Origin of the sequence: Nocardiopsis mangrovi, assembly GCF_042653925.1 — a bacterium.
Taxonomy (GTDB): domain Bacteria; phylum Actinomycetota; class Actinomycetes; order Streptosporangiales; family Streptosporangiaceae; genus Nocardiopsis_B; species Nocardiopsis_B mangrovi.
Genome location: NZ_JBHSFQ010000014.1, coordinates 91,791 through 103,930 on the forward strand (window position 1 = coordinate 91,791; position 12,140 = coordinate 103,930).

The window sequence follows — 12,140 nt, forward strand, 5'->3', positions numbered from 1 at the left end:
GGGTGATTCCGCGTTGGTCTGCCACCGATCTGAGGTGCCGATCCGCGTCGGTGATCGGCCCTGCTCGTGGCGCCGGGTCGTGGTGGAGGGTGCAGTTGCACGTGCGAGAGAGCGGGCCGAGCGGTGCGCCGGTCCTCCTGCTGATACATGGTGGCGGCGTGGGCGGGTGGATGTGGGAAGCGCAGGTCGCGCATTTCGGGTCGCGCTATCGCGTGCTCGTTCCCGACCTTCCCGGGCATGACCGGAGCAGCGGCGAACCCTTCACCACGAGCGCGGACATCGTCGCCGAGCTGGCGGGACGTCTTCAGGGGCTTCCCACTGGCACGGACATCACCGTGGCGGGGTTCTCACTCGGCGGACAGATCGCGGTCGAGTTGGCCGCGACCCATCCCGAGCTGATCAGCCGCGCCATCGTGACCAGCGCGCTCACCGTCGGTATTCCGGCCCCTGGCCTGAGCCTGCTGCTGGTCGGGGCCGCCGCCCCCCTGGCGCGGCGGACGTGGTTCGCGAAGGCGCAGGCACGGTCGCTGTTCGTCCCGCCCGGTCTGTTCGATGACTACCTCCGTACCGCCCGGGCACTCTCGAAGGAGAACCTGCTCGCGTTCACGCGGGCGAACGCCGAGTTCCGCACGCCGTCCGCTTGGCCCGGGTTCCCCGGCCGGGTGCTGCTTCTCGCCGGAGCGAACGAACCACGGGCGCTCCTGCGCGGGATGCGCCGCCTCCGTGACGACCATCCGCGCGGCGATCTGGTGATCCATGGAGATGCGGGGCACGGGCTGCCATTGCAGTACCCCGACTGGTTCAACGGCCGCGTCGATGAATGGATCCGGTCGACCCCGGCGCACTAGCGCGGCCCGCCCATGCCGGCGTGGTCGGGCGGCGTCTGGAGGGGCGGGCGCCGAATGTCGCAGCGTGCTGGGATGATGCCCGCCGCGTACACACCGTTGGAGGAGTTCGACCATGGCCACCGTCCCCCCGTCGACCGTCGCGGACTGGACCGTGTTTCTCATGGTCGGACTTCGGCCTGGCCGACGACCACCCCGAACTGATCAGGCTGCTGGAGAGGTCGCTGCTGATCGCCGATGACAATGGCGGCGGCGGCCAGTACCTCTTCCTGCACGCCGACAGCGTTGCCGAGAACGGCGAGTGGACCGCCTATGAGTGGTGGCCCGGAGACGGGGACGACCCCGAACCCCACGACGGTTTCGCCGCCCTGGTGGCGGGCCTGTGGGACGACCGCGTCCGGCGCGGACAGTAGCCCGCTGCCGCTCTCCGGTGCGCCGGCGGGGGCCGATCCCGGTCACCGGCCCGGCGCACCCGCGCGCAGGCCGTCCATGACCAGGTCGAGAAGGCGGTCGGCGCGCTCCGGCCCGTCGTCGGGGCCGATCTGCCACAGCCCTGCCACGGCGAGCATGAAGTCGTCGGGGGTCACACCGGGGCGGATGGTGCCCGCCTGCTCGTTGGCCTTCAGCAGGCGTGCGATGGCGGTGGTCACCTGGTCGTGACCGGGCTTGCCCGGGCTGCCGGGGGCGCTGGTCGCCTTGCGCAGCGCGTCGGCGAGGCCGGACTTGGCCACGGCGAACCGGGCCAGGCCGTCCATCCACTCCCGCAGGGCGCGGTCGGGCGGGCGCGTGCGGAGCAGCCGGTCCGCGGCCCCCGCCACCTGCTGGAGCTCGTTGCGGTAGACCTCCAGGACGAGTGCCTCGCGGCTGGGGAAGTTGCGGTACATCGTTCCCTGGCCGACGCCCGCCTTCTTCGCGATCACGCTGAGCGGGACGTCCGCCGAACGCGTCAGTTCGGCCAGCGCCACGCTCAGGATGCGCTCGCGGTTCTGCTGCGCGTCCAAGCGCAGCGGGACCTCCCTGTCGTCGTGCACCCGTTCTCCCTTTTCCGGCCGTGCCGCGGCGCCGGCCGGCCTTGCTGAGCGGACAGTTGTCCGGTAGATTCCCGCGTGGCGGACAATTGTCCACTTAAGCCATCCCGCCGACGGGACGTCCCCCACGGACGTGCCGGAATCGACCGCCGACCGACATTGTCTCGCACGCCGCAGGCCCGTGACCTCGCCGGTCGGCTCCGACGCGCACCACATACGCGAAGGAAGGCTTCCATGGCCCCATCGACGTCCAGCGTCATCACCCTGACCGTCAACGGAGAGAAGCACACGCTGCCCGTCGACCACCGCACGACCCTGCTCGACGCGCTGCGCGAGCACCTCGACCTCACCGGCACCAAGAAAGGGTGCGACCAGGGCCAGTGCGGCGCCTGCACCGTGCTGATCGACGGCCGCAGGACCGTCTCCTGCCTCAGGCTCGCGGTGACCGCCGAAGGCCGCGACATCACCACCATCGAAGGCGTGGCCGACGGCGACCGGCTGCACCCGGTGCAGCAGTCCTTCATCGACCTCGACGGCTACCAGTGCGGCTACTGCACCCCCGGCCAGATCTGCTCCGCCGTCGCGGCGATCGAGGAGCACGCGGCGGGCTGGCCGAGCGCCGTCACCGCCGATATCAGTCCCGAAGCAGGCCCCCCGGCGCTCACCGCCGACGAGATCCGGGAGCGGATGAGCGGCAACCTGTGCCGCTGCGGGGCCTACGTGTCCATCGTGCAGGCGGTCGCCCGGGCGGCCGAGGCGCGGACCGCCGACTCCGAGGAGGCCGTCGCATGAGAGAGTTCGGCTACCAGCGCGCCTCCGACGTCGCCGAGGCCGTCGCGCTGCTCGGCGCGGATCCCGACGCGCGCTACCTCGGCGGGGGAACCAACCTCGTCGACCTCATGAAGACCGGTGTGGAGCGCCCCGGCCGCCTCGTCGACGTGGGCGACCTCCCCCTGGGCCGGATCGAGGAGGCCCCGGACGGCGGTCTGCGCATCGGCGCCACGGTCGCCAACTCCGACCTCGCCGCCCATCCCGGCGTGCGCCGCCGCTACCCGGTGCTGGCGCAGGCCGTCCTGGCCGGGGCGTCGGGGCAGCTGCGCAACATGGCCACGGTCGGCGGGAACCTGCTCCAGCGCACCCGCTGCGGCTACTTCACCGACACGGCCGGACCGTGCAACAAGCGCGCCCCCGGAAGCGGCTGCCCGGCCGTCGCGGGCCACCACCACAACCACGCGATCCTCGGCGCCTCCGAGCACTGCGTGGCGACCCACCCCTCGGACATGGCGGTGGCGCTCACCGCCCTGGACGCGGTCGTCGCCTACGAAACGGCGGAGGGCCCCGGTGAACTGCCCGTCGCGGAGCTCTACCTCCCCGTGGGCGAGACCCCCCACCTGGAGACCGCCCTGCCGGCCGGCGCGCTGATCACCGGCGTCGGTGTCGCGCCCCCGCCGGCGGCGGTCGCCTCGCGGTACCGGAAGGTACGCGAGCGGGCGTCCTACGCGTTCGCGATCGGCTCGGTCGCCGCGGTGCTCGGCGTCGAGGACGGACACGTGCGCGACGTGCGCCTCGCCCTCGGCGCGGTCGCGTCCCGGCCGTGGCGGGCGCGGGCGGCCGAGCGGGCGCTGACCGGGCGACCGGCGACGCCCGACGCCTTCGCGGCCGCGGCGGACGCCGAACTCTCGGCGGCCAGGCCGCTCACCGGAAACGCCTACAAGGTGGCGCTGATGCGCAACCTGATCGTGGCCGTGCTCACCGAACTCGCAGAGGAGGCCGCCCGATGACCACCGTCCAGGACACCCCTGCCGCCCCCGTCCGGGCCGTCGGAACCGGGCACGCGCGCGTGGAAGGCCGGGAGAAGGTCACCGGCGCCGCCCGCTACGCGGCGGACCTGCCCTTCGCCGGGCTCGCCCACGGCTGGCTCGTGCTGTCCACCGTCGCCCGCGGCCGCATCCGCGCCGTGGAGACCGCCCCTGTTCTGGCGATGCCCGGTGTCCTCGCCGTCCTGCACCACGGCAACGCCCCGCGCCTCGAAACCGACTTCACGTCCATCATGGGCCAGCGTCCGGACCCGGTCCTGGGGCTGTTCCAGCACGACCGCGTGCCCTACGCCGGCTGGCCGGTGGCGCTGGTCGTGGCCGAGCGGCCCGAGCAGGCGAGAGAGGCGGCGGAGGCGCTGGCGGTCGAGTACGACCGGGAGCCGCACGACGTCGCGTTCTCCGCCGGGCGCCCCGGCACCTACGTTCCTGAGGGGCCGACCCCGATCGGGCCGGCGGAGGTGGTCGTGGGCGACGCCGAGGCCGAGCTGGCCGCCTCCGCGGTCGTCGTGGACGCCGACTACACCACGCCGGAGGAGTACCACAGCGCGCTCGAACCGCACGCGGCGGCGGCCCGCTGGGACGGCGACCGCCTCGACGTCGTGGACTCCAACCAGGGCACCCAATGGGTGGCCGGTGATCTGGCACAGCTGTTCTCCCTCGACCGGGCGTCGGTGCGGGTGCGCTCCGAGCACGTCGGCGGCGGCTTCGGGTCGAAATCCACCCGGCCGCACCTGGTGGCCGCCGCGATGGCCGCGACCGTCCTGAACCGCCCGGTCCGGGTCGCCCTCACCCGCCGCCAGACGTTCGCGCTCTGCGGCTACCGCAGCCCCACGGCGCAACGGGTCCGGCTCGGCGCCGATCCCGACGGGCGGCTGCGCGTCCTCGACCACCAGGCGCAGAACCTCACGTCCACCGAGCACGAGTTCATCGAGGCGAGCGCCGCGCCGGGACGCACCCTGTACCGCGCGGCCGCGCACCGCACCGTCCACCGGCTCGTGCGGCTGGACGTGCCCACCCCGGCCTGGATGCGCGCCCCCGGCGAGGCGCCGGGGTCGTTCGCGCTGGAGTCGGCGATCGACGAGCTCGCCGAGAAGTGCGGACTGGACCCGATCGAGCTGCGCGTCCGCAACGAACCCGAGGCGGGCCCGGTGTCCGGGCTGCCGTTCGCCAGCCGCAACCTGCTCGCCTGCTTCGCGGAGGGCGCCCGCCGGTTCGGCTGGGCCGACCGCGATCCGCGCCCCGGCGTGCGCCGCGAGGGGCGCTGGTCGCTCGGGACCGGTACGGCGGCTGCCGTCTTCCCCGTCGTCGCCGCCCCTTCCACGGCGGAGGTGACGGCGGAGGCGGACGGCTCCTTCACGGTCCGGATCAACGCGGTCGACATCGGCACCGGGGCGCGGACGGCGATCGCCCTGGTCGCCGCGGAGGCGCTTGAGGTCGCCCCGGACCGTATCCGCATGCACATCGCCGACAGCGATCTGAGCCCCGCGGCTTTCGCCGGCGGCTCGATGGGCACCCGCTCCTGGGGGTGGGCGGTATCGGCCGCGGCCGGGGAGCTCAAGGAGCGGCTGGCCCTGGGCGGCGGCATCCCGCCGGAGGGCGTCACCGTCCGCTCCGACACCACCAAGGCGCTCGGCGCCCTGGCGCAGAAGGAGAGGGACTCCTTCGGGGCGCACTTCGCCGAGGCCGCCGTTGACACCGCCACCGGAGAGGTCCGCGTGCGGCGGATGCTCGGGATCTTCGCGGCGGGCCGGATCGTCAACCCGCTGACCGCGCGCAGCCAGTTCATCGGCGGGATGACGTGGGGGATCTCCATGGCCCTGCATGAGGAGGCGTTCCGCGACGCGGCGTCGGGCGGCCTGGTCGGCGCCGACCTCGCGGGCTACCACGTGGCGGCCAACGCCGACGTGCCGCTCATCGAGGCGGACTGGGTGGAGGACATCGACCCCGACGACCCGGTCGGTATCAAGGGCATCGGCGAGATCGGCATCGTGGGCGCCGCGGCGGCGATCGCCAACGCGGTCTGGCACGCGACCGGCGTCCGCCACCGCCACCTCCCGATCCGCCCCGACCGGGTCCTCTCAGCGGGGGCGGGGACCGTCCCGGGGTGAGGAGGCACGGCGTGCGGCGGTGCCCGCCGCCCAGTCCCGGACGACGACGATCGGTCCACCGGCCGCGATGGACCGTGAACCGCGTCCCGGCGACGGGCGGGGCCCGCTGCGCGCCGGGACATCCCTGTTACGCCCGATGACGCTCACTTCACGGGACCCCGCACGCCCCGCCGCGCCTTGCCGCGGTCGCACCATGCGGAAATACCCCCTTCCCGAGTACATTCCGGCTTTCGCCCACCCGGCCGTTCTGATCGGCTGCATCATGCTCCTCGCCGGTCCAGCGGTCGTCTTCGGCGACGACCGGGTCGATCGCGGCGGGCGGCCCATGCCCCGGGTGATGTGTGCGGGCCGAACGCTCTGACGGGCGGGGGAGGGCGCTCCTGTGAACCGATGGAGACGGAGACCGCGATCCGCAGCGGGCCGGGGTACACGGGGATATGCCTTCTCGTGGCCGGCGCGACATGCGCCACCATCGTCGAGGTGCGCCTCCGGCGCCGCGGATTCGACTGAGGGACCATCGATGTCCGTCCGCGCGGATTTCCGCGCGGACGGTCCGGCGCCACGCGCGTCGCCTTCCCACCGTATTCACCGCCATGGGCCCGGGCCGGTGGACTCCCGCCAGATGACGCGGTTGAGCGAGGTCAGCCGCGGCGCGGGCGCGGTTTCGCGCACCGCCGCGATCAGCCGCTCCATGGCGCCCGCGCCCAGCCGCTCCAGGTCCACCGCGACGGTGGTCAGCGACGGGGAGAGGTAGGCGCCGACGGGGGCGTCGTCCCAGCCGGTCACGCTGAGGTCGCCCGGCACGTCCCAGCCGCGTTCGAGCGCTCCGCGCACCGCGCCCGCGGCGACCACGTCGTTGGCGGCGATCACCGCGGTGACACCGCACCCCTCGGGCAGGGAGCGCACCGCCTCGCGCCCCGACTCGGCCGACCAGTCGCCGTCGGCCACGCCGTGCGACTCCAGGCCCAGCCGGTCGACCGTCTCCACGTAGGTCGCCCTGCGGCCCCGGGCCGAGGCGAACTGCGGGGCGCCGGCCACGTGCAGGAAGCGCCGGTGGCCCGCCTTGGCGAGCCCTTCGACCAGCTCGCCCAGGATCGACCCGTCGGCGATCTCGCCGATGCCGCGCATCTCGTCGTCGTAGTCGGCCGAGACCACGACGGAGGCGCCGTCCGGCCGCCGGCGGTCGCTGTCGGCGGTCACCGGGGCCAGTGACAGGATCCCCTCGACCTGCCCGGAGGCGGCGAGTTCGAGCATCCGGCCGGTGCGCGCCTCGGCCCCGCCGTCGAGGCTGAGCACCTCGACGGTGAAGCCCGCCGCGTGCGCGGCGGCGATGGCGCCGGCGAGCATGCGGGCCGGGCCGGAGAAGCTCGCCGCCGGCAGCAGGATCGCCAGGCGCCCGGAGCGTCGGGTGCGCATCGACCGCGCCACGAGGTTGGGGCGGTAGCCAAGCTCGCGGATCGCGGCGTCGACGCGCTCGCGGGTCGACGCCCTGAGCCCGCCGCCGTCGGAGCGCAGGTGGCGCGAGACGGTCTGGTGGGAGACGCCGGCCAGGCGGGCGACCTCCATGATGGTCGGCCGCCGCGGCGGCCCGGGCGCGGTCATCGGTGCTTCCTCCGGGGGCGGGGGCGGTCTTGACGGTCCGGGTGAACGATCACTACCTTAGGGCCGACCGTGAAAAGTGAACGTTCACTTTTGGCTCCGCCCCCAAGGAGCGCCTGTGCCCAGTCCCCCCTCACCGGTCCGTGCGGCGGTCGTCGGCAGCGGCGCGATCGCCCGCGGCAGGCACCTGCCCGCCCTCGCCGCCTTCGCGGAACGGGTGTCGGTCGTCGCCCTGTGCGACATCGACCGCGCCCTCGTGGAGGCCACCGCGGCCCACAGGGACATCCCCGGCCGCTACACCGACACCGGCGCCATGCTCGCCGCGGAGGCCCCCGACCTGGTCGTGGTGTGCACCCCGCCGGCCGCCCACAAGGACACCGCCATCGCCGCGCTCAAGGCCGGCGCCTGGGTGTGGTGCGAGAAGCCCCCCGCCCTCTCCCTCGCCGAATACGACGAGGTCGTCCGCCACGAGCGGGACCCCTCCGGCCCCTACGCCTCCTACGTCTTCCAGCACCGCTTCGGCTCGGGCGCCCGGCGCCTGCGCCGCCACCTGGCCGAGGGCACCCTCGGCCGCCCGCTCGTCGCCGTGTGCCACACCCTCTGGTACCGCGACGCCGCCTACTTCGAGGTGCCCTGGCGCGGCCGGTGGGACTCCGAGGGCGGCGGACCGACCATGGGCCACGGCATCCACCAGATGGACCTCGTCCTGTCCCTGCTCGGGGACTGGACCGAGGCCACCGCCGCGATGGCCACGACCGCGCGCGCCACCCGCACCGAGGACGTGTCCGCGGCGATCGTCCGCCTGGCCTCGGGTGCGACCCTCTCGGTGGTCAACAGCCTGCTCTCCCCCCGCGAGACCAGCTACCTGCGCTTCGACCTCGAACACGCCACGGTCGAGCTGGAGCACCTCTACGGCTACGACAACGCCCACTGGCGCTGGACGCCCGCGCCGCACGTGACCGATCCCGACACCGTCGCGGGATGGGCGCCCCGGCGTGATGAGCCCAGCTCGCACCGCGCCCAGCTCGCCGCCCTGCTCGACGCCATGGCACGCGGCGAGCGGCCGCCGGCCGGCGGCCCCGACGGGCGCCGGGCGCTCGAACTCGCCACCGGCATGTACCGGTCGGCCCTCACCGGCACGACCGTGCGCCGCGGCGACCTCACCCCCGACGACCCCTTCTATACCGCCCTGCACGGCGGCGACCCGGCCGCGGCGACGGCCGCCCTGCGCCGAACGGAGGCCGACACCGATGCCTGAGACCCTCCACCTGACCGAGGACGACGACGCGCTGGCCGTGGAGGCGGGCGGAGTCGAGATCGCCCGCTACGTCATCCGCCCCGATGCGCCCGCGGCCGAAGCCCCCAAGCCCTACCTCCACCCGCTGCGCACCCTCAGCGGGGCCCCGCTCACCGCGATACGGCCCTGGGACCACCGCTGGCACAAAGGGCTCCAGATGACCTGGTCCCACGTGTCCGGGCAGAACTTCTGGGGCGGCCCGACCTTCGTACGCGGAAAGGGCTACCGCTGGCTGGACAACCTCGGGACCATCCGCCACGAGCGGTTCGCCTCCACGTCCGGCGGCGGCGCCGAGGCGGCGTTCACCGAGCACCTGGCCTGGACCGCCGCCACCGGTGAACGGTGGATCGAGGAGGTCCGCGGCCACCGGTTCCACGCCGCTGACAGCGCCCGCGGACTGTGGGCGCTCGACTTCGCCACCTCCCTGACCAACGTCCGCGGCGCGGACCTCCGGCTGGGCAGCCCGACCACCCACGGCCGCCCCGCCGCGGGCTACACCGGGTTCTTCTGGCGCGGCCCCCGCTCCTGGACCGGCGGGGCGGTCCACAGCGCCACCGGCCGCACCGGCGCCGACACCGTCATGGGCACCGAGGCGGACTGGATCGCCTTCACCGGCCGACACGACGAGCGCGACGGCGGCGCCACCGTCCTGGCCTACGCCGGGACGACCAGCGGCAGCGCGCCGATCCGCTGGTTCGTGCGGTCCGAGCCCTTCCCTGTGTTCAGCCCCTCGCCGAGCTTCGACGAGGAGCTGGTCCTGGCACCGGGCCACACCCTCGACCTGCGCCATCGCCTGGTGTTCGCGGACCGGGAGTACACCGCCGACGAGGCCGCCGCGCTCGCGAAGGAGTTCACACCGTGACCACACCCCGCTTCCCCGGCGGCACGGGGGTCAGCGACCTGCGCGTCTACGACTCGCGGGGCCCCGACGGCCTGCACGGCGGCAGCCCGCACCTGCACACCGCCTCCTCCGAGGGCTACATCGTCCTCGGCGGCACCGGCGAGGTGCACACCGTCACCCCAGAGGGTGTGGCCGCCGACGACCTCGCGGCCGGCGACGTCCTCTGGTTCTCCCCGGGCACGGTGCACCGCCTCGTCAACGGCGGCGGCCTGCGGATCGCCGTGGTCATGCAGAACGCCGGCCTGCCCGAGGCCGGGGACGCCGTCTTCACGTTCCCGCGCGCGGTGATGGCCGACGACGACGCCTATGCGCGCGCCGCCCACCTGCCGGCGGAGGCGCCCGAGGAACTGCGCGCCGAGCGGGCCCGCGTCCGCCGCGACCTGGCCGTGCGCGGGTACGCCGAGCTGGCCGACGCCGTGCGCGCCCGAGGGCCCGGGCCCCTGCACGAGTTCCACCGGCGCGCCGCGGAACTGGTGCGGCCGCGGGTCGCCCGCTGGCGGGAGATCTGGCGCGAGGGGGTGGAGCAGGAGGTGGAGCTGACCCGGAACCAGCTGGCCGCCCTGGCCGGGGGCGAACCCGGTGTCATGGCCCGGGCGGCGGTGGTGCGCACCGAGCCCCACCCGGGGCCCCGCCGCTTCGGCATGTGCGGGCGGCTGCGCACCCGGCGGCCGGCCGCCCCCGGCCAGGGCGCCGCAGATTGATCACGACGTGATGCGCCCTGGCACTCCAGCACCGTTCTCGGCTGGATTTCTCCCGAGCCGATCCGGGCACAGAGCGGCCCGGATTCCATTGTGGCCCATGCGGTCCAGAACTTGTATCGTGCGGGTATGCCTCGACCTCGTGAGTTCGATGAAGATCGTGTGCTTCTCGCTATCCGTGACGAGTTCTGGGACAAGGGCTACGCGGCGACATCGATGGACGACCTGCTGCGCGTGAGCGGGCTGGGCAAAGGCAGCCTCTACGGGGCGTTCGGGGATAAGCGCAGGCTGTTCCTGCGGGTGCTGCGCGACTACGACGACGCGAACCTGCTGGTGCTGCGCGAGCGTCTGGCATCCGCGGCGCGGGGGATCGACGTGGTGCGCGAGTTCGTACTCGGCCCGACCGGCGATCCGACCGGGGCGATCGCGCGTCGGGGTTGCCTGCTGGCCAACAGCAACGCCGAGCTGGCCGCAAGCACTCCGGACGTCGCGGCCGAGGCTCGCCGCAGCTACGACGCGATCGCCACCGTCCTCACCGCGGCGCTGGAGCGCGCCCGGAGCGAAGGCGACCTCGACCCCGACATCGACCCTGCTGAGACCGCCCGCGCGGCCCTCGTCGCGCAACTCGGCCTCATCGCTCTCGGGCGCACCGGCATCGACATCGGAGCGCTCACCGTGATGGCCCGGTCCGCCCTGGCACGGTTGCTGCCCACTCCGGCGCGGTAGCGCAACGCACCGGCCGGCCTGTACCGCCACGGCCTGCGACCGGATCCGAACCCCGGGGCGCGCCCTGAAGCCGTGCGCCGCGGCTCCTGCGGAGGGCCGCGCTCCGCCGGCCGGGCTCCCGCGCGCTGCCGGTCGTCAGGCGACTCGAATCGCGACCCGGCGGCCGATACCGCCGCGGCGGTCGGCACTGCCGTGGTGTGGCCCCGCAGGCGTCCGACCAGGGGTCGCGGGCGCGGGACCCCTGCCCGCAGCCTGCGCGGCCCGTCTACGGGGCCGCGCCGGGAATCCCCGATGCCGAAGCAATCTTGACTGAGCGGTCCATATCGGCCAAGATTATGGACGTAACAGTCCATAACTTGAAGGAGGGCGGCATGGCCGTCTTGGAAGACAAGGTCGCCGTGGTCACCGGGGCCGGCACCGGCATCGGGTTCGCGACCGCGCGCGCATTCCGCGACGGGGGTGCCACGGTGTTCATCACCGGCCGCCGCAAAGACGCGCTCGACGCCGCGGTCGCCGAGCTCGGACCCGGCGTGACCGGCGTGGTCTGCGATGCTTCGGTGCCCTCAGAGCTCGATGCGTTCTACAGCACAGTGCGCGACCAGGCCGGACGCATCGACGTGCTGGTCGCCAACGCCGGCGTCGGCACCGCGGCGACGTTCGGCGAGGTGACGGAAGATCTGATCGACTCGGTGTTCGCCACCAACGTCAAGGGAACGATCTTCACGCTCCAGCAGGCGCTGCCGCTGCTCAGTACGAACGCTTCGGTGATCCTGACGGGTTCGACCGCTGCGACCCGGCCCAACCTGGGACTTGAGGTCTACGCGGCGTCGAAGGCCGCGGTCCGCGCCCTGGCCCGCGGCTGGGCTCTCAGCGCGCGCACACACGGCTTCCGGGTCAACGTCGTATCCCCGGGCGGTACGCGCACCTCTGGTCTGCTTGAGCTGGTCTCACCCGAGATGCTCCAGCAGGCCGAAGGCGCTGTTCCCCTCGGCCGGCTCGCCGAGCCCGACGAGATCGCCGCCGTGACGACGTTCCTCGCCTCGGACGCGTCGAGCTACGTCAACGGTGCCGAGTTCTTCGCCGACGGTGGATTCGCGCAGGCATGAGCGCCTCGTAGCCGC

Annotated in this window: 12 protein-coding genes; 10 read left to right on the top strand and 2 right to left on the bottom strand. The window is 73.8% G+C overall.

Translation table 11 applies throughout. From position 1 onward, the window contains the following. Nucleotides 1–89: 89 nt before the first annotated feature. Both ACFO4E_RS15715 and ACFO4E_RS15720 read left to right on the top strand, forming a co-directional pair. Complete coding sequence (locus tag ACFO4E_RS15715; RefSeq protein ID WP_378575367.1) at nt 90–848, top strand: alpha/beta fold hydrolase; 759 nt, start codon at nt 90–92, stop codon at nt 846–848. A gap of 20 nt (nt 849–868) precedes the next feature. Beyond that, nucleotides 869–1,258 carry a hypothetical protein gene (locus ACFO4E_RS15720; protein WP_378575370.1) on the top strand — a complete coding sequence of 130 codons (390 nt, stop codon included), beginning with the start codon at nt 869–871 and terminating at the stop codon, nt 1,256–1,258. A 42-nt stretch (nt 1,259–1,300) separates the two neighbouring features. On the opposite strand, the gene ACFO4E_RS15725 is transcribed toward ACFO4E_RS15720, so the two are convergent. Beyond that, complete coding sequence (locus tag ACFO4E_RS15725; RefSeq protein WP_378575373.1) at nt 1,301–1,876, bottom strand: TetR/AcrR family transcriptional regulator; 576 nt, start codon at nt 1,874–1,876, stop codon at nt 1,301–1,303. Between the two features lie 231 nt (nt 1,877–2,107). On the opposite strand from ACFO4E_RS15725, the gene ACFO4E_RS15730 reads away from it, so the two are divergent. Genes ACFO4E_RS15730 through ACFO4E_RS15740 form a run of 3 tightly spaced genes read left to right on the top strand, consistent with a single transcriptional unit; the run spans nt 2,108 to nt 5,798 of the window. Then, nucleotides 2,108–2,665: a (2Fe-2S)-binding protein gene (locus tag ACFO4E_RS15730; RefSeq protein WP_378575376.1), complete on the top strand. Its 558-nt coding sequence runs from the start codon at nt 2,108–2,110 to the stop codon at nt 2,663–2,665. Beyond that, a complete protein-coding gene (locus ACFO4E_RS15735) occupies nt 2,662–3,654 on the top strand; it encodes an FAD binding domain-containing protein (RefSeq protein WP_378575378.1) in 993 nt (330 codons plus the stop codon). The genes ACFO4E_RS15730 and ACFO4E_RS15735 overlap by 4 nt, the downstream gene beginning before the upstream one ends. Continuing rightward, complete coding sequence (locus ACFO4E_RS15740) at nt 3,651–5,798, top strand: xanthine dehydrogenase family protein molybdopterin-binding subunit (protein ID WP_378575380.1); 2,148 nt, start codon at nt 3,651–3,653, stop codon at nt 5,796–5,798. Before ACFO4E_RS15735 ends, ACFO4E_RS15740 begins: the two co-directional genes overlap by 4 nt. A 585-nt stretch (nt 5,799–6,383) precedes the next feature. Here the strand turns inward: ACFO4E_RS15740 and ACFO4E_RS15745 are convergent. Then, the gene (locus ACFO4E_RS15745; RefSeq protein ID WP_378575383.1) at nt 6,384–7,400 is read right to left on the bottom strand and encodes a LacI family DNA-binding transcriptional regulator; all 1,017 of its coding nucleotides are present in this window, start codon (nt 7,398–7,400) and stop codon (nt 6,384–6,386) included. 115 nt (nt 7,401–7,515) lie between these two features. Here ACFO4E_RS15745 and ACFO4E_RS15750 point away from each other — a divergent pair, with 115 nt between their 5' ends. The 5 genes from ACFO4E_RS15750 to ACFO4E_RS15770 all read left to right on the top strand — a co-directional run bounded on the left by ACFO4E_RS15750 (nt 7,516) and on the right by ACFO4E_RS15770 (nt 12,125). Continuing rightward, nucleotides 7,516–8,655 (top strand): Gfo/Idh/MocA family protein, encoded by a 1,140-nt coding sequence (locus ACFO4E_RS15750; protein ID WP_378575386.1) that lies wholly within the window; start codon nt 7,516–7,518, stop codon nt 8,653–8,655. After that, a complete protein-coding gene (locus ACFO4E_RS15755) occupies nt 8,648–9,556 on the top strand; it encodes a DUF6807 domain-containing protein (protein WP_378575389.1) in 909 nt (302 codons plus the stop codon). The genes ACFO4E_RS15750 and ACFO4E_RS15755 overlap by 8 nt, the downstream gene beginning before the upstream one ends. Continuing rightward, entirely contained in the window at nt 9,553–10,296 is a 744-nt protein-coding gene (locus tag ACFO4E_RS15760) for a cupin domain-containing protein (protein WP_378575392.1), read from the top strand. The genes ACFO4E_RS15755 and ACFO4E_RS15760 overlap by 4 nt, the downstream gene beginning before the upstream one ends. A gap of 159 nt (nt 10,297–10,455) precedes the next feature. Then, nucleotides 10,456–11,019 (top strand): TetR/AcrR family transcriptional regulator, encoded by a 564-nt coding sequence (locus ACFO4E_RS15765; RefSeq protein WP_378575394.1) that lies wholly within the window; start codon nt 10,456–10,458, stop codon nt 11,017–11,019. Nucleotides 11,020–11,390: 371 nt separating this feature from the next. Then, nucleotides 11,391–12,125, top strand: a complete 735-nt coding sequence (locus ACFO4E_RS15770) for an SDR family NAD(P)-dependent oxidoreductase (protein ID WP_378575397.1) — start codon at nt 11,391–11,393, stop codon at nt 12,123–12,125. Nucleotides 12,126–12,140 lie beyond the last annotated feature (15 nt).